This is a genomic window from Mesorhizobium huakuii (assembly GCF_014189455.1).
Lineage (GTDB): Bacteria > Pseudomonadota > Alphaproteobacteria > Rhizobiales > Rhizobiaceae > Mesorhizobium > Mesorhizobium huakuii_A.
Genome location: NZ_CP050296.1, coordinates 5,399,049 through 5,421,124, shown reverse-complemented (window position 1 = coordinate 5,421,124; position 22,076 = coordinate 5,399,049). Strand labels below are relative to the sequence as shown.

The 22,076-nt window shown below is 62.4% G+C and carries 27 protein-coding genes and 1 pseudogene; 11 read left to right on the top strand and 17 right to left on the bottom strand.

The window, feature by feature from the left end:
• Positions 1–20: 20 nt before the first annotated feature.
• The 3 genes from HB778_RS26155 to HB778_RS26145 are packed head-to-tail and all read right to left on the bottom strand — an operon-like array spanning position 21 to position 3,639.
• Positions 21–1,166, bottom strand: coding sequence for a DSD1 family PLP-dependent enzyme (locus HB778_RS26155; RefSeq protein ID WP_183458135.1), 1,146 nt, complete (start codon positions 1,164–1,166; stop codon positions 21–23).
• Positions 1,163–2,440, bottom strand: coding sequence for a D-arabinono-1,4-lactone oxidase (locus HB778_RS26150; protein WP_183458133.1), 1,278 nt, complete (start codon positions 2,438–2,440; stop codon positions 1,163–1,165). Before HB778_RS26150 ends, HB778_RS26155 begins: the two co-directional genes overlap by 4 nt.
• A gap of 11 nt (positions 2,441–2,451) precedes the next feature.
• A complete protein-coding gene (locus HB778_RS26145) occupies positions 2,452–3,639 on the bottom strand; it encodes an MFS transporter (RefSeq protein ID WP_183458130.1) in 1,188 nt (395 codons plus the stop codon).
• A gap of 124 nt (positions 3,640–3,763) precedes the next feature.
• Between HB778_RS26145 and HB778_RS26140 the strand changes: the two genes are divergently transcribed.
• Entirely contained in the window at positions 3,764–4,390 is a 627-nt protein-coding gene (locus HB778_RS26140) for a TetR/AcrR family transcriptional regulator (RefSeq protein WP_183458128.1), read from the top strand.
• A gap of 31 nt (positions 4,391–4,421) precedes the next feature.
• On the opposite strand, the gene HB778_RS26135 is transcribed toward HB778_RS26140, so the two are convergent.
• The gene (locus HB778_RS26135; protein ID WP_183458126.1) at positions 4,422–5,273 is read right to left on the bottom strand and encodes a hypothetical protein; all 852 of its coding nucleotides are present in this window, start codon (positions 5,271–5,273) and stop codon (positions 4,422–4,424) included.
• Positions 5,274–5,359: 86 nt separating this feature from the next.
• On the opposite strand from HB778_RS26135, the gene HB778_RS26130 reads away from it, so the two are divergent.
• The 3 genes from HB778_RS26130 (at position 5,360) to groL (ending at position 8,477) form a co-directional block, all read left to right on the top strand.
• Complete coding sequence (locus tag HB778_RS26130) at positions 5,360–6,148, top strand: class I SAM-dependent methyltransferase (protein ID WP_244661623.1); 789 nt, start codon at positions 5,360–5,362, stop codon at positions 6,146–6,148.
• A gap of 314 nt (positions 6,149–6,462) precedes the next feature.
• Positions 6,463–6,759: a co-chaperone GroES gene (gene groES, locus HB778_RS26125; protein ID WP_010915433.1), complete on the top strand. Its 297-nt coding sequence runs from the start codon at positions 6,463–6,465 to the stop codon at positions 6,757–6,759.
• Positions 6,760–6,821: 62 nt separating this feature from the next.
• Complete coding sequence (groL, locus tag HB778_RS26120) at positions 6,822–8,477, top strand: chaperonin GroEL (protein WP_096456696.1); 1,656 nt, start codon at positions 6,822–6,824, stop codon at positions 8,475–8,477.
• Between the two features lie 76 nt (positions 8,478–8,553).
• On the opposite strand, the gene HB778_RS26115 is transcribed toward groL, so the two are convergent.
• Positions 8,554–9,012: a VOC family protein gene (locus tag HB778_RS26115; protein ID WP_183458124.1), complete on the bottom strand. Its 459-nt coding sequence runs from the start codon at positions 9,010–9,012 to the stop codon at positions 8,554–8,556.
• A 125-nt stretch (positions 9,013–9,137) separates the two neighbouring features.
• Here HB778_RS26115 and HB778_RS26110 point away from each other — a divergent pair.
• Positions 9,138–10,023: pseudogene (locus HB778_RS26110) on the top strand (LysR family transcriptional regulator).
• Between the two features lie 356 nt (positions 10,024–10,379).
• Here the strand turns inward: HB778_RS26110 and HB778_RS26105 are convergent.
• Entirely contained in the window at positions 10,380–10,988 is a 609-nt protein-coding gene (locus HB778_RS26105; protein ID WP_183458122.1) for a TetR/AcrR family transcriptional regulator, read from the bottom strand.
• A 98-nt stretch (positions 10,989–11,086) separates the two neighbouring features.
• Here HB778_RS26105 and HB778_RS41700 point away from each other — a divergent pair, with 98 nt between their 5' ends.
• The 4 genes from HB778_RS41700 to HB778_RS26090 are packed head-to-tail and all read left to right on the top strand — an operon-like array spanning position 11,087 to position 12,964.
• Complete coding sequence (locus HB778_RS41700) at positions 11,087–11,512, top strand: alcohol dehydrogenase catalytic domain-containing protein (RefSeq protein WP_244661622.1); 426 nt, start codon at positions 11,087–11,089, stop codon at positions 11,510–11,512.
• On the top strand, positions 11,458–12,087 hold the full coding sequence (locus HB778_RS41695) for a zinc-dependent alcohol dehydrogenase family protein (protein WP_244661621.1): 630 nt from the start codon (positions 11,458–11,460) through the stop codon (positions 12,085–12,087). The genes HB778_RS41700 and HB778_RS41695 overlap by 55 nt, the downstream gene beginning before the upstream one ends.
• 33 nt (positions 12,088–12,120) lie before the next feature.
• Complete coding sequence (locus HB778_RS26095) at positions 12,121–12,549, top strand: OsmC family protein (RefSeq protein ID WP_183458120.1); 429 nt, start codon at positions 12,121–12,123, stop codon at positions 12,547–12,549.
• Between the two features lie 34 nt (positions 12,550–12,583).
• Positions 12,584–12,964: a nuclear transport factor 2 family protein gene (locus tag HB778_RS26090; RefSeq protein WP_183458118.1), complete on the top strand. Its 381-nt coding sequence runs from the start codon at positions 12,584–12,586 to the stop codon at positions 12,962–12,964.
• A gap of 14 nt (positions 12,965–12,978) precedes the next feature.
• On the opposite strand, the gene HB778_RS26085 is transcribed toward HB778_RS26090, so the two are convergent.
• The 8 genes from HB778_RS26085 to HB778_RS26050 form a co-directional block, all read right to left on the bottom strand.
• Entirely contained in the window at positions 12,979–13,590 is a 612-nt protein-coding gene (locus tag HB778_RS26085; protein WP_183458116.1) for a LysE family translocator, read from the bottom strand.
• Between the two features lie 102 nt (positions 13,591–13,692).
• Positions 13,693–14,073 (bottom strand): YkgJ family cysteine cluster protein, encoded by a 381-nt coding sequence (locus tag HB778_RS26080; RefSeq protein ID WP_183458114.1) that lies wholly within the window; start codon positions 14,071–14,073, stop codon positions 13,693–13,695.
• A 4-nt stretch (positions 14,074–14,077) separates the two neighbouring features.
• Entirely contained in the window at positions 14,078–14,242 is a 165-nt protein-coding gene (locus tag HB778_RS26075; protein WP_183458112.1) for a hypothetical protein, read from the bottom strand.
• A gap of 1 nt (position 14,243) precedes the next feature.
• Complete coding sequence (locus HB778_RS26070) at positions 14,244–14,651, bottom strand: hypothetical protein (RefSeq protein WP_183458110.1); 408 nt, start codon at positions 14,649–14,651, stop codon at positions 14,244–14,246.
• Positions 14,651–14,878, bottom strand: a complete 228-nt coding sequence (locus tag HB778_RS26065; RefSeq protein ID WP_095202558.1) for a hypothetical protein — start codon at positions 14,876–14,878, stop codon at positions 14,651–14,653. The genes HB778_RS26070 and HB778_RS26065 overlap by 1 nt, the downstream gene beginning before the upstream one ends.
• Before the next feature lie 359 nt (positions 14,879–15,237).
• Positions 15,238–15,447, bottom strand: coding sequence for a cold-shock protein (locus HB778_RS26060; RefSeq protein WP_010915421.1), 210 nt, complete (start codon positions 15,445–15,447; stop codon positions 15,238–15,240).
• A 453-nt stretch (positions 15,448–15,900) separates the two neighbouring features.
• Positions 15,901–16,230 (bottom strand): YciI family protein, encoded by a 330-nt coding sequence (locus tag HB778_RS26055; protein WP_183458108.1) that lies wholly within the window; start codon positions 16,228–16,230, stop codon positions 15,901–15,903.
• Between the two features lie 45 nt (positions 16,231–16,275).
• Positions 16,276–16,929, bottom strand: a complete 654-nt coding sequence (locus tag HB778_RS26050) for a glutathione S-transferase family protein (RefSeq protein WP_183458106.1) — start codon at positions 16,927–16,929, stop codon at positions 16,276–16,278.
• Positions 16,930–17,140: 211 nt separating this feature from the next.
• Here HB778_RS26050 and HB778_RS26045 point away from each other — a divergent pair, with 211 nt between their 5' ends.
• On the top strand, positions 17,141–17,293 hold the full coding sequence (locus HB778_RS26045; RefSeq protein ID WP_183465226.1) for a CsbD family protein: 153 nt from the start codon (positions 17,141–17,143) through the stop codon (positions 17,291–17,293).
• Between the two features lie 53 nt (positions 17,294–17,346).
• Here the strand turns inward: HB778_RS26045 and HB778_RS26040 are convergent, their stop codons facing one another.
• Positions 17,347–18,480: a metallophosphoesterase gene (locus HB778_RS26040; protein WP_183458104.1), complete on the bottom strand. Its 1,134-nt coding sequence runs from the start codon at positions 18,478–18,480 to the stop codon at positions 17,347–17,349.
• Positions 18,481–18,634: 154 nt separating this feature from the next.
• Between HB778_RS26040 and HB778_RS26035 the strand changes: the two genes are divergently transcribed.
• Entirely contained in the window at positions 18,635–19,228 is a 594-nt protein-coding gene (locus HB778_RS26035; protein WP_183458102.1) for a hypothetical protein, read from the top strand.
• Positions 19,229–19,267: 39 nt separating this feature from the next.
• Here the strand turns inward: HB778_RS26035 and HB778_RS26030 are convergent, their stop codons facing one another.
• Entirely contained in the window at positions 19,268–20,389 is a 1,122-nt protein-coding gene (locus HB778_RS26030; RefSeq protein ID WP_183458100.1) for an NAD(P)/FAD-dependent oxidoreductase, read from the bottom strand.
• A 66-nt stretch (positions 20,390–20,455) separates the two neighbouring features.
• On the bottom strand, positions 20,456–21,997 hold the full coding sequence (locus HB778_RS42855) for an amino acid ABC transporter permease/ATP-binding protein (RefSeq protein WP_183458098.1): 1,542 nt from the start codon (positions 21,995–21,997) through the stop codon (positions 20,456–20,458).
• Positions 21,998–22,076: the final 79 nt, after the last annotated feature.

Below are 22,076 nucleotides of genomic sequence, written 5' to 3'. Positions count from 1 at the left end.
GAGTCAATTATCCGAGTTGATCACATCATCGGCAACACCGGCCAGCGATCGACGATCTTGCCCTGGGAAAACACCGCGATCGGCCCGAACTGCTGCAGCACGGCCTCGCTCTGCGTCGGCCGCAGGAACGCGTAATCGCCTGGCCTGGCAGCGGCATCGGCGGGCAGGCCCATGAATTGCTGGTTGGAAGACAGGCCGAGCAGGCCGTTCGTCTTCATGCCCAGGGGAAACACCGGTTCGGCCATCCATTTGCCGCCATAGAGATAGCAGCCCTTGCGGGGAAACCGGCCGAGCGCTTGCAGCAGGCGCGAAACGGCTGGCGGACCCGGCAGCATCGGCTCGACCACTTTCAGGATCGGCGTCGCGATGAAGGCCGCCGGCTGGAAGCCTTCGAGACCAGCTGTGTCGAAATCGCTGGGCAGCACGAAGGCCGACCCCATCGACACTTCATTGGCAGCGCCGCCGTGATGGAGCAGCGCGGTCTTGCTGCCGCCAATGTTGAGAATGCTCCGCTGGTCGGCGCCGAGACGCGCAACGAAAGCGGCGGCTCGTTCCGAGGCCTGCGCCAACGCCTTGGCCGGGCCACCGAACAGGCTAGGAATATGCGGCGCATGCGCCTCATAGGCCATGACGCCTGCGCAGCGCAGCCCTTTGTGCGCCGGCAGCGCACTCAATGCCTTAGACAAGGCCTCGGGGCTGGCAAACCCACCACGATGCAGCCCGACGTCGATCTCGAAGGCGATGCGCAGTTCGATGCCGAGCTCGGCTGCCAGCGCGCCATATTCAGCCAGCCTCTCCTGCGTATCGATCAGCCAGCAAACCCGCGACCATGCCACATCGCCTCTGGAAAGCACCGCCCTTGCCGCGCTGACCGGCATCGGTTTGCCGTAGAGCAGATCCGCATCCGGAAACGCCTCCAGCACCGCCGCGCTGATCGGCGGATGGAAGGTCATGAAGCGATCCGTGCCGAGCGCCTTGCCGATATGCGAAAGCAGCGGCGGGCAAGCGAGCGACTTGTCGACCAACCGCACGGCAAGGCCCGGATCAAGCCTGGCTTTCACCAAGGCAATATTGCCATCCAGCCGGTCAAGGTCGAGCAGCAGGCAAGGCTGGAAGATGCCGGCTTGTTTTAGCGCCTGAGAAAGCGTGGCAAAATAGGCGCTCATGGCCCGATGCCGAACAGCCCGGCCATATAGGGCGAGACGAAGCGGTTTTGCGGATCGATGTCGCGGCGCACCGCCATGGCATCGTCCCAGCGCGGGTAGAGCTTCTTGAAGTCCGCCGCCTTCAGGCTGTGCATCTTGCCCCAATGCGGCCGGCCGCCATATCCGCGGAAAATCGGCTCGGCCGCCTGCATAAAGGGCAAGGGGTCGCTGGCCGCATCATGGTGGATGGCGATCGAGCAGGTTGGCCTGTTGTAGAAGGGCGAGAGCCAGAACTGATCGGCCGCGACGCTGCGCACCTCCATCGGGAAATAGACTTCCGGAAAGTGCTTTTCGGTCAGCTCGATGATTTCGGCCAGGGCCTTTGGCCCTTCCTCGAATGGAAGGTGATATTCCATCTCGTTGAATTTGGTCTGCCGGTCGCTGGCATAGACGTTGAGCCAGTCCTGCACATAGTCCTCGGCCGGCACTTTCGCGACCGCGCCGAGGATCAGCCGCCGGCGGAGCGACGGCAGCCACGCGAGCCCGGTGCGTAACCGGCGCAGCGTGCGCAAGGAGCCCTCATCATCCTCGGTCGGGCGCGTGGTGGTCGCCTCGGTGCTGAAGTCGCTGGCGATGAACTGCGCATAGCCCGAGAATGGAATGTAGTAGAATTCGGCCGAGCGGTGCGCGGTCATCATCTTCTCGAAGTCGCGCAGCATGTCGGCGATCGGCAGCACCCATTTACGGCGGCGCAGCCGGTAGGTCGCAATGTTGTTCAGCGTCACTTCGCTCAAGACGCCGAAGGCACCGAGCGCGACGCCGATGGCGTGGATCGTGTCCTGATCCCCTACCCTGGTGAAGTCGCGAACCTTGCCGAGCCCGTCGACGATCTGCACCGTCTCCAGTTGCGTGTGATAGGCGCCGAGCGTCGGTCCCGAACCATGAGTGGCGGTGCCCAGCGCGCCGCCGATCGCCTGGCGGTCGATGTCGCCCATATTGGGCAGGCCCTGGCCGATGCCTTGCAGGATGTGCATCAGGGAACCAAGCCGCGTCCCTGCCCGCACGCGCGCCTGATGCTTTTCTGCGTCATGCGAGACCAGCCCTTCCAGCTTCTCCAGGGACAGGATCGTGCCCTCAGATTTCACCAGCGGGGTGAAGGAGTGACCGGCACCGACGACGCGGATTGGGCCTGGTGCCGTTCGCACGAGATCGCCAAGTTCGCCGGCATTGGCGGGGCTGGCGATCAGCTGCGGCTCGGCGGTGACATAGCCGGACCAGTTGCTCCAGTTGGACATGTTAGCTCCGCTCAGGCAACCACGCGGCGGCGCCGCGAGACGAGGACGAACAGACCGAGCAGCAGCACGCTGGCCAGGGCACTACCTGCGGCGAATTCCGGAACCGGGCGAAAATCCTTGCCGTCGATGAGCAGCGACGCCGCGACCGGCCCGATCGCCAGGCCGAAGAGCTGCGCGGCCGGCACCAGCAGCACGGCGGTGCGCGTGTCATCGGCGGTGATCGCCAGCCGGATCTGGTACGGCACGATGAACAGGAGGATGAAACCCATGATCAGGGCGGCGACCCAGAATGTTGTAAGGCCAGGTCCACTGGCGAGAACCAGCGAACACAAAAGCGCCACCACACCGATCACCACAATGGCAATGCGATAATCGATACGCGCCTCGAACACGGTCGCCGTCATCGCGCCCAGAACCTGCACCGCGAGGCTGGCCGAGACGATCAGGCCGACCGTGCGGCCATCGATGCCGAATTGCGCGCCAAGCGGCTCAAGAAAGGCCCAGACGGAGCCGAAGAACATGAAGTAGCAGAAGACGCACAACAGTGCGGTCATCGAAGGAACCGTCAGCACATTGGCCAGGTTCTCGTCCTTCGGCAGATCGGCGTAGTCAGCGGGGACGATGAAAGCGATCACGAGCGACAGGACGCAGACGACCGCGAGAATGAGAAAGCCGCCAGCCGATCCGGCGGCCGGGATGACATAGAGCGCCAGCAGCAGCGCCAGCGCGCATTGCGCCAAGGTCTGCATGGTGACGAAAAAACCGCCGATGCGTTCGGCACGACGCGATCGGGCGATCAATTCGGTGGCCACCGCAACCAGGCCGCCTTCGGCAAGCCCGGCCAAAGCGCGCGCCGCCATCAGCGTATTGGCGCCGGCGGCATAGGCCGTCCAGACATTCGCCAGCGCCAGCAGGACGAGGAGGATTGCACTTTTCCAGCGCATGTTGCGGGCTGACAGCAGCATCGCCACAACAGCTGAACCGAGCGCGATGGCGATCATCTCGGCGGTGGCGACCAGCGCCAGCTCATCGCCGCTGACATGGCCCTCGGTGTAGAGAGCGCCGAGCAGGACGGGCTGGAGACCCAGAATGAGCAGGCCGACCGAGCCGATCCACAGGGCCGAGGCAAGCTGTCCACCGGTCGGATTGCCGACCAGCCAGTCGCCGTCGCCCACATGACCGGTGCTTGTCGAAGTCAAAGGCGCCTCCCAACGTCCTTGCCGCACGGCAAAAAAACTGACACTCTGTCAGCATTTCAGAAACTGATACTTGATCATATTTTTTGTCAACCAGAATTTGGCAGTTCGTGCGAAAGACCGGTGCATGACGGAAGCAAGGCGAACAGCGACCGAACCGAGGCGCAAGCCCAAGCAGGAGCGCAGCCGTGAGCGCATCGACGCCATCCTGTCGACGACCATGCGGCTGATCGGCGAGAAGGGCATCGATGCCGTCACCATGAAGGAGGTTGGCATGTTGGCAGGCGGGCCGATCGCCACCGTCTACCACTACTTCCCCAACAAATCGGCGATCCTGGCAATGCTCTACGAGCGGTTCTCGGAGGTCAGCCGCGCGCGATTGACTGCGATCATCGCCGATGTCCGCGAAGCCAAGGACGTCATCGTTGCGGCCGACCGGCTGCTTGACGACTACCTCAGCCGTGTTGCAGGCGATCCGGCCATCCAGGATCTGCAGAACGCCATCCAGGCCGACAAGGCGCTCAAGAATCTCGACATCGCCGAAACCCGGCATCAGGCCAAGATGTTCTGCGACCATGTCATCGCCTTGCTCGACCCGGGCAAGCACGAGCAGTTCGAACGCATGGTTCTGTTGATCTTCCAGCTCGCCGGTGGGGTGGTGCGCCTGGCGCTTGCGGAGGGCGAGGCGGAAAGCCGCCGGACCATCGAGGATTACCGGTCGATCATCCACACCCAGTTGCGGCTGTTTCTTTAGAGCGGCACGATGGCGGTCGGTCCGTTGTGACCTATCTCGCCCGGCGGATAAGACCTTCGAAGCCGTCGGCCAGCTCGGCAGCGCCGGCCGCGAACATTTTCACCAGGTTCTGGGGACGGCCGGGAGTCTTGTTGGCATCGAGCAGGATGGCCCTGCCCTCATGCATGACGAAATCGAATTTCCCATAGTCGAAGCCGAGTTCACGCCGCCGCTGGCGCATTTCGTCGGGAACCGGGACGGGCTCACGCCGGATCGTTTCCGATGCCTTGACCAGGCTGTTTGGCGAGACGTAGCGAGTGCAACGCTCGCGCTCTCCGCAAAACACCCAGAAACGCGCGGCAAAACCGTCGGGTTCTCTTTCCGGAATGAATTTTTCGACGACCAGATCACCATTCTCGAAGACGCCATCCGGAACCTCGCCAAGAGATCCATAGACCTGATAGGGCCGCAGGGTAGGCAGATGCGGAAAAGGCGGCGGTCTGCCGGCGCGCTTCGATCGCCGGTTGAGGAGTGTCTCCGGAATGCCCAGATTGTTGAGGTTGCTTTTGACGATGACCGGGCCTTGCCAGGCGTCGCCTTCCGATAGCAGAGCCCCGCTGATCCGTCGTTTGGAGATGTCGGACGCCCCGATATTGAGGCAGATCGGAAAACGCCTGGCATAGTCGACATGGTCAGCAGGCGTCACTGTCGCATCGACATGCAGAACCGCGATATCGGCATCTTGTGTCTTTGCCGGACCCTGTTGAATCCGGACCGAATGGCCACGCCTTTTCAGGTCCTCCAGAACATCGAAAAGCAGATAGGGGCTGCCCCTGCGCAACAGAAGGTTGCGCTTGCCCAGGAACCGGTCATGCTCATGCGTTATGACGACTATGCGCGACACGGCTTTCCCCTTGGCTTCAATGCCCGCTTCTATTAAGCGGCTCTGATCGATCGATGCCAGACTTTCCTGGTCTGCAACGGGTTTGAATGACAAATCATTGGGATAACTATCATCGGCACTGGAAGCTTCTGGACGCTCCGCTGCGGCCGACCGCGAAAACCGTCGGCATATTCGATCGCGAACTTGATCTCGGAAATGCCGATGTCCTTCTGCTCGGTGTGACGCCCGAACTGGCAGTCCTGGGCAGATCGATGCTGGCGATCGATCAATCGGCAACCATGATTTCCGGGGTTTGGGCCGGCGACAACGCTTCGCGCAGGGCGATGGCGGGAAACTGGCTCAGCCTCCCCCTGGAGCGGGCAAGTTTCGACGCGATCATCGGCGACGGATGCCTCTCGGCGGTCGATTCCAAGGCCGCACGCAATTTGCTGTTCAGCGAAATCGCAAGGGTGCTGAAGCCCGGCAGGCATGCGGCGATCCGCGTTTTTGCACGGCCGGAAACGGCGGATGACCTGCACAGCATCGAAGCTTCGGTCCTGGCCGGCGGCGTCGAGAATTTTCACGCGCTCAAATGGCGCATCGCGATGGCCTGCACGACGGACGACGGCGATTTCACAATCAAGGTGCGGACGATCCGCGACACATTCGACAGCCTGTTCCCCGACCGCGAAGGCCTTGCCGCACGGACAGGATGGAGCATGACGTCGATCAACACGGTCGACGTTTATGCCGGCTCAGACATAAGCTACAGCTTCGCAACGCTGGCCATGCTGATCGACGAGGCGAGCACCTGGTTCCGCGATGTACGCGTCGTACCGAGCGGCTCTTATCCCCCTGGCGGAACGGTGCCCCCTGCTGGTGCTTGGATCGCCTAATGCTTGAACTTGAAACTCGTGAGATCGGCCTGCCTCTGCGACATTGACTTCCGATTGACAGGGCAGCATTCGGGCTGCGTTCGAGCGGCAACCCTTATTTTGCGCGATCGCACGGCTGCACGAGAAAAATTTCCCGCGATCACCCCTTCCCGCGCGCCTTGACTCTCGCAGGTCGGCGGCCTATTTCAGCGCCACGTTAGCACTCGCCCTCGGTGAGTGCTAACCACAGCTCCGGCGCCGCCGGGCGTTGTAGGTTGTCCGGTTTCACCGGACGGAGGAACTGTTTCTCACCGTTCTCATTCGAGGAAGAAAAAATGGCAAAGTCGAAGTTCCGCCCGCTTCATGACCGCGTGGTCGTTCGCCGGGTCGAATCCGAATCCAAGACCGCCGGCGGGATCATCATCCCGGATACGGCGAAGGAAAAGCCTCAGGAAGGCGAGATCATCGCCGTCGGCTCCGGCGCCCGCGACGAAAGCGGCAAGCTGGTCCCCCTGGACGTCAAGGCTGGCGACCGCATCCTGTTCGGCAAGTGGTCGGGCACCGAAGTCAAGCTCAATGGCGAAGACCTTCTGATCATGAAGGAATCCGACATTATGGGCATCATCGGCTGATCATCGGCCTCACCGTCAACTGAATTCCGGGCTTACCCCAAGCCCCTGCCAGGAGCTTAAAAATGGCTGCTAAAGACGTAAAATTCTCCCGTGATGCCCGCGAGCGCATGCTGCGCGGCGTCAACATCCTCGCCGACGCGGTGAAGGTGACCCTCGGCCCCAAGGGCCGCAACGTCGTCATCGACAAGTCGTTCGGCGCCCCGCGCATCACCAAGGACGGCGTCACCGTCGCCAAGGAAATCGAGCTTGAAGACAAGTTCGAGAACATGGGCGCGCAGATGGTCCGTGAAGTTGCTTCGAAGACCAACGACATCGCCGGCGACGGCACCACGACCGCGACCGTTCTGGCGCAGTCGATCGTCCAGGAAGGCCACAAGGCGGTTGCCGCCGGCATGAACCCAATGGACCTGAAGCGCGGTATCGACCTCGCCGTCAGCGAAGTCGTCACGGCGCTCGGCAAGGCTGCCAAGAAGATCAAGACCTCCGAGGAAGTTGCCCAGGTCGGCACGATCTCGGCCAATGGCGACGAGTCGGTCGGCAAGATGATCGCGGAAGCGATGCAGAAGGTCGGCAACGAAGGCGTCATCACGGTTGAGGAAGCCAAGACCGCCGAGACCGAACTCGAAGTCGTCGAAGGCATGCAGTTCGACCGCGGCTACCTCTCGCCCTACTTCGTCACCAACGCCGACAAGATGGTTGCCGATCTCGAGGACGCCTACATCCTGCTCCACGAGAAGAAGCTCTCCAACCTGCAGGCGATGCTGCCGGTTCTCGAGGCTGTCGTGCAGACCTCCAAGCCGCTGCTGATCATCTCGGAAGACGTCGAAGGCGAGGCCCTGGCCACGCTGGTCGTCAACAAGCTGCGTGGTGGCCTGAAGATCGCCGCCGTCAAGGCTCCGGGCTTCGGTGATCGCCGCAAGGCCATGCTGGAAGACATCGCCATCCTCACCGGTGGCCAGGTCATCTCGGAAGACCTCGGCATCAAGCTCGAGAACGTCGGCCTCAACATGCTCGGCCGCGCCAAGAAGGTGTCGATCTCCAAGGAGAACACCACCATCGTCGACGGCGCCGGCAAGAAGGCCGAGATCCAGGGCCGCGTTGCCCAGATCAAGCAGCAGATCGAAGAGACCACCTCGGACTACGACAAGGAGAAGCTGCAGGAACGTCTGGCGAAGCTCGCCGGCGGCGTTGCGGTGATCCGCGTCGGCGGTGCGACGGAAGTCGAAGTCAAGGAAAAGAAGGACCGCGTCGATGACGCCCTCAACGCGACCCGCGCGGCCGTGGAAGAAGGCATCGTTGCTGGCGGTGGCGTGGCCCTGCTGCGCGCTTCGGCCAACATCAAGGCCACCGGCGCCAATGCCGACCAGGCTGCTGGCATCAACATCGTGCGTCGTGCGCTGCAGGCTCCGGCCCGCCAGATCGCCTCGAACGCCGGTGCGGAAGCTTCGATCGTTGCCGGCAAGATCCTTGAGAACAAGGGCGCGACCTTCGGCTACAACGCCCAGACCGGCGAATATGGCGACATGATCGCCATGGGTATCGTCGACCCGGTCAAGGTTGTCCGCACGGCTCTCCAGGACGCGGCCTCGGTCGCCGGCCTGCTCGTCACCACCGAAGCCATGATCGCGGAGGCTCCGAAGAAGGAGTCGGCTGGCGGCGGCATGCCTGGCGGCATGGGCGGCGGCGGCATGGGCGGCATGGGCGGCATGGACTTCTAATCCAGCCTACCCGGCTTTTGCATACGAAAGGGCGGCAGCGATGCCGCCCTTTTTGTTTCTGGTGGGCATGTCGCCCTCAAACGACCTCGGCGAGTTCGATCAGATTGCCGAACGGGTCGGCGAAGAAAGCCAGCTTGCGGCTGATGTCGTCGAGCTTGAACGGCTCGGTGACGATGGTGACGCCGCGCTTGCGGAGTTCGGCGACCGTCGCTTCGATGTCGGCCACGTTGATGCAGAAATGATGATAGCCGGAATAGCGCAGGCTGTCGGCGAGATCCTTGTAGGCCGGCGCATCGATCGGCAGCGGATCACCGCCGCCCAGCAATTCGATCATGAAATGATCGTCATTGGCCGGCGCCAGATAGGCGAGCTGCTCGTCGGCGAATGACCATTCGCGAACGACACGGAAATCGAGCTTGTCGACATACCAGCTCTTGGCGATCTCGTAGTTGGGGACGCGCAGCGCCACGTGATGACCGCGCATGTTGGCAAAGACCGAAGCGGTGTTTTTGGCGGGCATCGGGAAGTCAGTCATCTCAGTCTCTCCTTTTGATCGTGAGCCGCGGAGTGGTTGCCTGCGGCGATGAGGAGAAGATGGCGCAATTCAATTGCGCGCATTAGAGTGACAATTCTATCGATACTCCTGAGTGAAAATCATCAATGCGAACGACCGACCTCTCTGAACTTGCCGCCTTCGATGCAGTGGCCCGCCACCGCAGTTTTCGTCGGGCGGCGGAGGAGCGCGGCGTCACGGCTTCGGCGATCAGCCATTCAGTCAGCAATCTCGAGGAGCGCGTCGGCATCCGACTGCTCAATCGCACCACGCGCAGCGTGTCGCTGACCGATGCGGGGGCGATGCTGCAAGCGCGGCTGGCACCGGCCTTCGGCGATATCGGCGCGGCACTCGATGCCCTCAATCAGTTCCGCGACACGCCGTTCGGCAAAGTGCGCATCAACGTGCCGAACTCGATCGCACCTTTCGTGCTCGGTGGCATCATCGGACCACTCATCACAAACAATCCCAATCTCGAGATCGAGATCGCGGCGACCGACAGGCTGGTCGACATTGTCGAAGAGGGCTTCGACGCAGGCATCCGGCTGGGCGAGAGTCTTCGGGAAGGGATGATCGCCGTGAAGGTCAAGCCGCGACTGCGCTTCGCGGTGATCGGCTCGCCAGACTATTTCCGCAACCGAAAGATCCCGCTTACGCCGCGCCATCTCGGCGATCATGTCTGCGTGCAGAACATGTACCCAAACGGCACGCACTACCCCTGGGAATTCGAGTTGAAGGGTGAGACCATCGCCTTTCATCCGAGTGGTCCGATCGCACTCGACGACCATGAGCTGATGGTGCGGGTCGCGCTATCAGGTGTAGCGCTGGCCTATGTCTGGGGAGAACCGAGCCGAAGGCGATATCCTTGACGGCAAGCTGATCCGCTGCCTGGACGAATGGTGTCCCCCTGAAGATTGGCTCTACCTCTATTATCCGAGCCGGCGGAACATGTCGGCCGGGCTGCGCGCTGTCATCGATGCGATGAAGGTGTGAGACAGAAGGCAATGGCGACCATCGGGTTCTGCGGCGCTAGATCGTGCAGCCGCCTCTTTCTTGAGAAATTTCATAGCAAAATCAGCAACTTCGGCTGCATCCTGGCGACGCCGCGCGATTTGTCGGACAATATTTTCTAACACATTCGCGATTACTAAAGGGCTGGAGCAAGGCGAGGTTGCTCCAGCGTGTGGCGTATCGGGTACCGATCGATGCAATTTATCCGGCGATTTTTGCGGAACCGCGACGGTAACGTGCTGATTATCTCGGCACTGGTGATGCCCGTCCTGATCGTCGCTGGCGAATGGCCCGAACCTCAGCGCCAGCGCATGCTTTCCGAACCAGGGGGCCTGACTTCAGACAGCGGCGTCTGCGCGTCGCCGCACCTCGCCGGCAAGCACCGCGGCTTCGATCAGCGCCGCGACCTCATCGGCCACCGCCTGTAGCGGGGCGCGGTCGCGGGTGGCGCGGGCGATCACCATCAGCCCTTCCAGCGACGATTCCACCAGCAGCGCCAGAGCGTGGGCACGGCGTTCGGGCACCCCTGCCCGCATGAAGGCCTCGCGCAGCAGGCCTATCCACTGCTCGAACGCCGCGCGGCAGATCTCGACCAGGTCCGGCACGTCGTTCGGCGCGTCGAGCACTACCGGCGCGATCGGGCAGCCGAGGGAGAACTCGTTCTCCTCCAGCATGCGGCCCACCGACTGGTAAATGTGATGCACGGCGACCGCCGGATCGTGTTCCGCCGCCAGCGCCGCGCCAAGACGTTCCGTCACGCCGGCCACGCTGTCGCGTGTCACCTCGATGACCAGCTGGTCCTTGCCGCCTGGAAAATGGAAGTAGAGCGAGCCGCGCGGCGCGCCGCTGGCGCTCAAAATGTCGTTCAGTGATGTGCCGTGATAGCCGCGCCGCCGCAAAAGCAGCGCCGTCGCTTCGATCATGCGGGTGCGTGTGTCTGTCGCCATGTCAGCCTCTGTCAGGAACACGCATTATAGGCCTTGCTCCGAATATGACAACCGGTCTACATAATATGTAGATCGGTCTACATACGTTGGAGGCAACAATGCAGCGCTACCGACTTGAGGGTTTTGGCGGGATCGAGAAGCTGGCAACGCGCGAAGAGGCAATCCCCGAGCCCGGCGCGCATCAAATCCTGGTGCGGGTGCACGCCGTGTCGCTTAACCGCCGCGACGCGATGATCCTCAAGGGCACATACCCGCTGCCACCCCGCGCGGGCATTGTTCCATTGAGCGACGGCGCCGGGGAAGTGGTGGCGATCGGCGACGGTGTCACGCGCTTTGCGGTCGGCGACCGTGTCACCGGCAGCTATTTCGCGCGCTGGATCGACGGCCGGCTTCATCCCGAAATCATCGACCAGCTGGGCTGCACGCTGGACGGCATGCTGCGCTGCTCGACGAGCAATGGGCGGTACGGTTGCCTGAGCATCTCTCCTGGCAGGAAGCCGCGACCTTCACCTGCGCCGGGCTGACTGCCTGGAGCGCATTGACAGGAGCGGAGATTCCGCAGCCCGGACAATGGGTTTTGACCATCGGCTCAGGCGGCGTGGCGCTGTTCGCGCTGCAGTTCGCCAAGATGCTTGGCTGCCGTGTCGCCGCCGTCACCTCGCGCGCCGAAAAGACTGACCGGCTGCGCGCACTTGGCGCCGATATCGTCATCGCGGCCACCGAGACGCCGGAATGGGGCATGAAGCTGCGAGAGGCGACCGGCGGCATCGATCTGGTGGTGGAGACAGGCGGTCCGACGACCTTCGCGCAATCGCTGATCGCAAGCTCCCTTTATGGCCGCATCGTTGTGCTGACCGTTCAGGATGCCAAGGGCAATTCGATCGAGATCCCGGGTGCTATATATCAGCGCAGCCTCGCCACCATTGGCCGCGTGTTCGTCGGCAACCGCAGTGGGCTGGAGGCGATGCTGGCCGCAGTCGGCAAGCACCAGCTGAAGCCGATCCTCGACAAGATCTTTCCGTTCGCCGAAGCGCGCGAGGCCTATCGGCATTTCATGCAGGGCGATGTCTTCGGCAAGGTCGTCATCGACGGCGCGTGATCCCGCATTCCATCAACCAGAGGAGAGCAAGCAATGACTGTTCGCGATGCATCGGCCGACTGGCGCGGCACACTCAAGGAAGGGTCCGGCCGGCTCAGGCTGGGCAGCGGTGTCTTCGAAGGCGCCTACTCGTTCCCGTCCCGCTTCGAGAACGGTCCCGGCACCAACCCGGAAGAACTCATCGCGGCTGCCCATGCCGGCTGCTTCTCGATGGCGCTGAGCGCCATCCTCGGCAGCGAAGGCCACACGCCCGACAGCATCCGCACCATCGCGAAGGCGCATCTCGGCGCGACCGCAGCCGGGCCGACAATCACCCGCATCGAACTGGACACGGAAGCCAGCGTCGCAGGCATTGCCGCCGAGGATTTCGAGCGGCTGGCGCAAAAGGCCAAGGCGGCCTGCCTGGTCTCGCGGGCGCTGGCCGGCGTCGCCAGCATCACGCTCAAGGCAGCGCTGACCTGACACCTCGACGACTGAAACGGAAGGAGCAAGTCCCATGGAACTGATCATCGACAGCACCGCTGTCGCGCGCTCCGGCGAGACGGCACAGATAATGCGACGCTTCAACGACGTCTTCCAGCACCACGACCCGTCGGCGCTTGCCGATCTGGTTGCTGAAGACTGCGTGATCGAGAACACCACGCCGGCGCCGGACGGCGCGCGCCGCGCCGGCAAGGCGGCTTGCATCGAATTGTGGTCGGCGATCGCCACCCAGCCGGGCACGCGCTTCGACCTCGAGGAGACCTTTGTCGCCGGCGACCGGGCGACGATACGCTGGCGCTACTGGATGGCCGACCACACCTCCGTCCGCGGCGTCAATCTGATGCGCGTCCAGGACGGCCGCATCGTCGAGGCGATGGGCTATGTGAAGGGATAGTCGGCCGATCGTCGCTACCGATCAGCCAATGCCAGCTTGGCGCCGAGCATGACGAAGGCGCCCGCAAACGTCCTGCGCATCCAGGTCAGCAGCATCGGCCGCGAGGCGACATGGCTGCGGATCGAAGCGGCGAAAATGCCGTAGCCGACGAAAACCACGAAGGTCAAAAGCATGAAGACGGAGCTGAGTTCCAGCATCTTCGACAGTGCATTGGGCTCGGTGGTGCTGACGAATTGCGGCAGGAAGGCGAAGAAGAAGATCGACAGTTTCGGATTGAGTACGTTGACGAGGATGCCGGTGGCGATCACCTTGCCGGCCGAGCGCGGCGCGACATTGTCCTCGACGCTGAGGCCACCTTTCTCCTTCAGCGTGTTCCAGGCCATGTAAAGCAGATAGGCGACGCCGAGATATTTCAGCGTCTCGAAGGCGACGGCGCTGGTGTGCAACAGCGCCGCAAGACCGGTGATGGCGGCTGCCATATGCGGGATGATGCCGAGCGTGCAGCCGAAGGCGGCAATGATAGAAGCCCGCGCACCGCGCGAAAGTCCGGCGCTCAGCGTGTAGAGAACGCCGGTGCCGGGCGAGGCCACGACGATCAGCGACGTCAACAGAAATTCGATACTCACGATGATTTCCTCCAGCGGCCTGCCCGGCCGGGAAAGTATCGGGCTGCGGGTCGGCGCACAAGCGGGCTGATCGGCGTACTCCCGCATAGGATAGATTGGCAGCTACACCGGCAATCTGACCGCCCGACGGGCCATCAGGCACTCCTCGTCGCCAGGCATACAGGCGCGGCAGACATCCGGGCGCAATTCGTAGACGCCGCATGCCGTCGACTTGCCGACTTCGCCGGACAGGGCCGAACAGCGCACGCCCTCGCAGCGCATGCCGGACAGGTCGGCCGCTACATATTTTTCTGGGATGCGGTCGAGTTGCGCGTCATCCTCGGTGGAGAAGCGTGGCCATTCGGCCGAATAGGAACAGCACGCACCACAGCTCTGGCAGTCGAAGAGCGGAGCGGTCCCGTGTTGCGACGACGAAAGGTTTGCGGCAGCGGCCAGGGCGAGCAGCCCTGGCGCGGCAGGATTGCGATCGGCGTCCTGCGGCAAGGCGCTATTTCTTCTTGCCTGTCTTGCGCGCTGGCGCTTCGACCGGCGACTTGAACAGATCGGTCGCGGCTTCGGCAGGTTCGCCGGCCTTCGCGGCAACCGGCTTCGCAGGCTTTGCAGCGGGAGCCGGCGCAGCCGGCTGGTCCTTGGCGGAGAATTTGATGGCCATGTCAGTCCTCGTCGGCGAAGCGCGATGATGGTGCGCGCGGATTGCGCAAGCGGCCGATCAGTGCCGAAACCGCCGTGATGTTCATTTCCTCGGGCGACCAGTTCCTGGCTTCCGCGATGTGATGCGGCGCCAGCTCTCGATGCGTGCTGCCGCTGTAGGCGGCGTCCTGGTAGGTCACCCGCTCCAGGGTCTTTTTATCCTCGCGGACATATTCGATCAGGTAGTTCGGGGCTTCGGCGCGGCCGCGCACGCCGACACGCACCTGGGCATCGCCATGGGCGCGCCTGCAGCGTTCGAGTTTTTCCAGCACGCGCCGGACATATTCGACCGGCTTGTCCAAGGTTTCGACCATGTCGGCGATGGTCGCATCGGCCGCGATCGGCGTTGGCGGTACGCGCTTGGTGGCCATCAGCGTTTTCCGGCTCGTTTCGGCAGCGCCGCGAGCGCTGCGGCCGCCGCCATCTCGTCCGCCTCCTTTTCCAGGCGCAGTTCGCGCAAGCGGGCGGTCTTGGCTTCCCGCGCCTCGCTGACGGCATCGCGCTCGGATAGGATGCGGCCGAGCGACATCGACTGGGTTTGCGTCTTGCTGAAAAGCGACACCGCCGGATCGGCGGCGGTCTTCGGATTGGCGGTCAAAATCTTTCTCCTGTCAGGAGCCTGGTGCCGATAGGGCGAGACCGGGTCTTCGGTCAGGACCACGCACAAAGCAACACTGCATTGGGGCAATACGGCAGCGGATTCAAATTGCTAAGGCGTTCCTTAGCACGTTCAGCCCGACGCGCAGCGCATTTTCGGCGGCAACAAGCGTAAAATGAAAAAGGCCAGGCACCGCCTGACCTTCCATAGGAGCACCGCGCATCCAATTGGATGCACAAGGCAAACTCCCCGTGCGCGTCATAGGCCGTGGAAACTCACGTCTCCGCGGCCATGCGCTCGAATTCGCCATTCACCAGTGCCAGTACATCCGTGGTCACCGGGACGGCTGAATTCTTTCTTCAGGCCGCCTTCAACTGGTCGGCGGACATCTTGCCCGACTTGTTGTCGCGAACCATCTCGTAGCCGAGCTTCTGGCCCTCGACGATGTCGCGCATGCCGGCGCGCTCTACGGCCGAGATGTGAACGAAAACGTCGGCCGAGCCGTCGTCAGGCTGAATAAAACCAAAACCCTTGGTGGCGTTGAACCATTTAACTGTGCCGGTGCTCATAAACGAACCCTTTCCATGGCAAATATTCGTTAATCGCGGTGCGAACGCACAACGATTTTTGTCTCGATTTTTGATGGGGAAGTTCGTCAAAGGCACGCTTGCGTGCGCGGATAACAAAAGTCGGTCAAACAAATATCGACATGTTTCTTTTAGACTGCTTTTGGCGCCGAGTCAATTTCTGGTTTTCCAGCGAACAGAATTCAATTCTGGGTTGCTCGAGGCAGCGGCCTCAACTGACGAACCGGCTGAAAGACCGCGCGTCAAAAAAAGCACCGAGCCCGGAACCAATTCAGCGCCAGCGCATTTTAACGGTGTCAGCAATTTTGGAGAGCAATCTCAGGAATGCTGACAAAAGGACGCCTCCCGCACAATAACCGGTGCGAGGGGCGTTCTTGTATCTGATGGATGCCAGGAGGTCGTGGCCGGAGCCGGCCCCGTGGCCATGCCGGCCGCCTACATGATCGTGCTGATCATCGGCAGGATCTCATAGCGAAAGCCGCGGCCTGACTTTGCCACTGGATCGCCATCGGTCACCGCCTTTGCCTCGGCCTCGCTGCCGACACGCAGGATCAGCAGGCCCCAAGGGCCGGCCGGATCGGCGACCGGGCCGGCCATGATCATCACGCCCTCGCGCAGCTTGCCGCGCAGATAGTCGGCATGCCGGCCCATCAGCTCCCTCTCCTCCTTCGTCATGGTGAAGGTGAAATCCGGCCGCGGCGGAATCAGCCGGCAATGGAAGATTTTTGTCGTTGCGGTTTCATGCGGTGCTTTGTTGCTGGCCATCGGTCCTCCTCCAGGAGCGAAACCTTATTGCCGCCCTTGCTCGGCTTATTCGTCGGGGCCGGGTTCGGGCCATGTTTCCCCGGCCGCCTCCACATACCAGTGCCGCATCGCCGGCATTGCCAGCACGGCGTCGACATAGGCCCTGGTGTCGGGCGCGAGCTCGCCGCCATAGGTGTCGAAGCGGGTGACGACCGGCGCATACATGGCATCGGCCGCGGTGAAGTGACCGAACAGGAACGGGCCGCCCTTGCCGTATTTCTCGCGACACTCGCGCCATAACGCCTCGATGCGGGCGCGCTGCACCTCGCCTTCGGCGTCGAGCGGCTTGTGCCCCTTCGGCCGGCGCAAATTCATCGGCCAGCCGTAGCGGACCTCACGAAAACCGGAGTGCATCTCGGTCGCCGCCGCGCGTGCCAGCGCACGGGCGCCGATATCGGCCGGCCAGAGTTTTTTCTCGGGAAACAGATCGGCAAGATATTCAAGAATGGCAAGGGTTTCCCAGATAATTCTGCCCTTGTGATTCAGGACGGGCACCTGACCGGTTGGCGACACTTTCGCCAGATTGGCAAAGGTCTCGGGCGTGCGCAGCCGCACAAAGCCCTCCTCGAACGGGATCTCCAGATGCCTCATCGCGACCCAGGGCCGTAGCGACCATGAGGAGAAGCATTTGTTGCCGATGTAGAGTGTGAATTCCGCCATTTTTCTCCCCGTGCGCACGATCGGTCGGCGCGTATCCACAGCCTAGCCTGCCTGCCCAGCCGCCGGAAGCCGCCTCGCGCGTTTCGTCTGCTTCCGGTTGGGTGCCTGGAACCTAAATGATGCCAGTCCGTTTATCCGCGCGGATGAATTCCCCGGAATTCAAAGACTCCCAGGAGATGCGAAAGTGGTGAACAGGGATCAGGTTGCTGGTATGGCCAAGCAAATTAAAGGCTCGGTAAAACAGGCGGCCGGCAAGGCGACCGGCAACAGGCGGACCCAGATTGAAGGCATGGCCGACAAGGTCGCCGGCAAGGTGCAGAAGGCCTATGGCGACGTGAAGGACAAGGTCAAGAAGGTGTTCTGATCGCGCATCCAGAAACGCTCCTATCGGAAAAGGCGGCCGCCAAGGCCGCCTTTTCACGTGCTCCAGCCCTTGCTGAAAGCGTTGGTGAAGATGACCTCGCCATGGTCATCGGTCGCCTCGCCTAACACGACGTCCATGCCATCGCTGGTCACCCTGGCCACGGCGAACCCTCCCATATAGGCGGCCTTCGGCTTGAACAGGTCGATCCCGTCACGACGATAGATCAGCGAGGCGTCATGCTGATGGCCGTGGAAGATGCCGACGACATTGTAGCCCTTCAGCGCCGCCAGCAGCGCTTGCCTGTCGGCCTCGCTCCACCAGTGCGGCGCACCGGAGCCATCGTCGTCGTAGGTTTTCTTGGCGGGATTCCACCGCTCCGTCGAAAATGTGTCCCAGCCATAGTGCTGGAACAGGATGACCGGGCGGCCGTCCGCCGCGTAGGTCGCCAGATCCTGCTTCAGCCATGGCAGGCTGCTCTCGGCGCCATGGCCGGTGTCGCCGGCAAAACGATGCGTCTGGACGAGATGCAGGCCGCCCCAGTCCCATGAATAGCAGTCGGTGTCGACATCGTAGTCGGTGGCCGGCACGGGCGGCTTGAAGAAGACGCCGGCGCGGTGGTTGACCTCGACATAGTCGCGCAGCTCGCGCCGGTACCAGTCGACATGGTGCGGCGGGCCGTTCTGGTCGAGATCGTGGTTGCCGAGCCCGACATAGACCGGCATGTGGACGCGATCCGGGCCGACGCCTTGGCTGTAGCGCTGGCTGAATTGCAGCAATTGCGTGCCCTCGCTTGGCTGGGCGATCTGGCCGCCGCCATCGTCGGTGATGTCGCCGCCGACGACAAGGCCGAGCGGCATGCCGATCCGGTTGCCGGCCGAACGCAAGCCGGTGGCGATGCCGTTGATCTCGGCCGGCCAGTCCTTGTCGCCGATGGCGTTCATTGCCGCGACGTTGCGCAGCAATGCGGCGTCGGTCTTGCCCTCCTGCTGGCAGTTGGGGCTGAGGCCGCTCGCCATGCGGCAGGCATGCACATCGGCGATGAACAGGAAGGTGGCGTCGATGGGCTGGATGCGCTGCCCGGTCTGGCTGAACGCCGGGCGTGACAGCGCACCAGCCGCCGCAAGACCGGCAGCCTGCACCAGAAAGCTGCGTCGTGAAAACAATTTTGGCGGCCGGTGATTCATCATCGGCGGAATTTCAGCACAAGCGACGTCCGTCGGTCCAGTTTCGGCAATATCGCGACGGCCACGAATCGCGACTGCCTTGACCATCGACATCGCAATGAACGTCTGCCACGTCTACCTGCGCTTGCATTTGATTTGGAAGAAACGGGGGAGCGTCATGAAGAGCGCGTTTATCGGCATGGCATTGGCGGTTTTGCTGCCGGCAAGTGTTGCGTTTGCCGGTCCATGCGTCGATGCGAAGTCCGCGAAAAATGGGTTCATCCTGGCGCGGCCCGGCATCAAAAGCGAGTTTCGGCCCGTGGCCGGCGAGATGACCTCCGTCACCAACACCTACGAGTCGCAATCACCGCAAAAACAGTTCCTGTTTGCCGGCCTGATCGAGGTTTTTCGCGACAGCGACACCGGCCGGCTGGCAATGATCCCGTTTTCCGATCTGCGAAAACTGTTTCCGCTGAAGACGGGAGCCAGGAGCACGATCGAGTTTGTCGAGTTGTCGCCGGACAAGCAGCCAAAGGCCACCACGACGCTGACCCTGGTCGTCAAGGGCAAGGAGACCTTCAGCCTGGGCGACTGCAAATACAATGTGCTGGCCGTCAACGAGACCTTCAAGAACGGGGCCGGCGAGACGCTCGATGCATTCACAGCGCTTTATTCGCCTGACCTGCAGGCTGCTCTCGCCCGGCGCTATGATGAAGGCACCAGCGCGCAATCGGTCAACGGCTACGAGACGATCAAGCCGCTGTCCGAATAGACGGTCTATGGTGCGCAGGAAGCCTTTGGACCGGTCTGATCAAAAGCGGCTTGGACGGAAGTTCGCAAGCAGCGGATGCTCAGTGCCGCTGGCAATCTCGCCGGCGAGCAGTTCGCCGGCGATCAGGCCAAGCGTTGCACCGCTGTGGCTGAAGGCAACGTAATATCCCTGGATATCCTTCAACTGGCCGAAGACCGGCTCGCCGTCTCCGGGAATCGGCTTGGGGCCGACACCGTAGCTCTGCAATTCCAACTTTGGATGACCCTCGAGAACATTCGAGGCTTCGTCGAGAAGCCCCTGAATGGTCGAAGCCTTTACGCTATATGTGCCATCCGAATTGACGACCACCTGTTCTTCCGACCAGGCGGAATCGAGCGCGAGGGCTCCGTCCGGCGTCGGCCGGATGGCGACGCGCGGCGTGTTGAGCACGGCCCGAAGCGGTAAGCTCACCGGCTTGGTCCTGACGAGCAGCGCGATCGGCGTCCCGTCGTCGATATGCCGGCCGGAATCCGCAACCATTCGCGGCACATCGGCACCGGTCGCCAAGAGTACAGCATCGGCAGCAAGGCTGATGCCGCTTGTCGTGACAACGCCGGCGGCGCGACCGTCGACGACCGTGACCGCAGCGCTTCCGGCATCGGTGACGACTTGCCCGCCACGCTCGACGAATTCCGCGATCAATATCTCGATCAGCGACGGCAGATCGACCCAGCCCTCGCCCGGATTGAAGATCGCGCCTTGAGGCGTGACGGCGCTTGCTGCGACCCCTGGCGTGACTGAGGCTATGGCGTGCGCGGACAGATGTTGCGCGTCATAGCCAAGGGCTTTTTCATGAGCGAAGACATCGACGATCTCGTTCGAGGCATTGTCCGCATCCCATGTCAGGCCACCATCGAAACGCAGCCAGGCGGCATCCGGGTATCTCGCCGACAGCGTCCGGTAGCGGTCGATACCGATCATGCGCAGGCGATGATACTCGGCCGATCGCTTGCGCGCTGAATTGAGCCAGGCGAGCGAGCGGCCGGAAGCGCCCTTGGCGAGCGTTCCATCATTGACCAGAACGGTTTGGATGCCGAGCCTTGCCAGATGGACGGCCGAGGAGACACCGAAAATGCCGCCCCCGACAACAACGACCTTTGAGACGGAATGTGCTGTAGTCATGGGATATTCTTTCACGGGTGGAGGTTGGATTGGGCGGCCATCTCAGGGGTCATGCGGATGGTGCGATTAGAGCACTTCGGCAAGGAAGTGCTTCAGACGCATGCTGTTCGGAGCGTCGAAGATCGCGGCAGGCGTGCCGACCTCGATGACGCGGCCTTCATCCATGAAGACGACCTGATCGGCGACCTTGCGGGCAAAGCCCATTTCATGGGTCACCACAACCATTGTCATGCCGCGCCGGCCGAGGTCCGCCATGAGGTTGAGCACACCCTTCACCAGTTCGGGATCGAGAGCGCTCGTCACCTCGTCGAACAGGATGACTTCCGGGTCCATCGCCAGCGCACGGGCGATCGCTACACGCTGCTGCTGGCCACCAGATAGGCTACCGGGACGATGGTTCTTGCGGGCGGCCAGCCCGACATCGGCAAGGCGCGCCTCGGCGATACGCTCGGCCTCTTGCACCGGAAGGTGCTTGACCTTGGTCAGCGACAGCATGACGTTTTCCAGGGCTGTGTGGTCGGGGAACAGGTTGAACTGCTGGAAAACCATGCCGACCCGCCGGCGCAGTTTTTCCGGCTTCATCGCCAGGATGCTCTCGCCATCGAGCAGCACGTCACCGCCTTTGGGCTCAACCAGGCGGTTGAGGCAGCGCAGCAGGGTCGACTTGCCCGAGCCTGACGGACCGATGACACAGGTGACCGTGCCTGGCTTGACCGCCAGACTGACACCCTTGAGGACATCGAGATTGCCATAGGCCATGTCGAGATCGGTGATGGCGAGACTGCCGCCCTTGAAGCGGGGAAGCGCGGAATTGCCCTCAAGACTGGTCTGCGCAGGTGGATTGCTGATGGCGTTTTCCAGTTCATCGACCTCGGCAAGGCCGCTGGTGATGAGGCCGGCCTTTTGCTTTCCGACCCGCAGCGAGTTGTCGATGTAATTGACCACATGGGTCAACGGCACGGTGATGACGAGATAGAACACGCCGGCCAGAAGCAATGGCGAGAGGTTTCCGGTGACCACCGCCTGGTCCTGGCCGACACGGAAAATCTCGCGCTCCGACGCGAGCAGACCGAGGAAGTAGACAAGGCTCGAATCCTTGACGTTGCCGATGAACTGGTTGACCAGCGCCGGCAAGACGCGGCGGATGCCTTGCGGTATCACGATCAGGCGCATGCCCTGCCCATAGCTCATACTGAGCGCCCTGCAGGCCTCCATCTGCCCGCGCTCGACGCTCTGGATGCCCGAGCGGAAGATTTCGCCGATATAGGCGCCGGCGATCAGGCTGAGGGCGAGAATGCCGAGCGGAAAGGGCGAAGGCCCGAAGATTTCACGGCCGATGCGGGCAAAGCCCTGGCCGATCAGCAGGATCGTGACGATCGCCGGAAGGCCACGGAAAATATCCGTGTAAATCCGGGCAGGAATGCGCAGCCAGCGCGATTGCGAAATGCCCATGACCGCCAGGATCATGCCGAGTAGGACACCCAGTACCGTGGACGCGGCCGCGAGAATCAAGGTGTTCTTCAATCCGATGGTGATCATGCTCGGCAGCACGTCCGCCATGGCCTGCCAGTCGAGGAAACTGCGCCGCAGGTTTTCAAGCCAGTTCATTCGCCCGCCTTTCGGTTGCGCTGTCCGCATCGTCCGCCATCAAGCACGGCAGCATAAGATCCGGCCGCTGGCGCGAAAG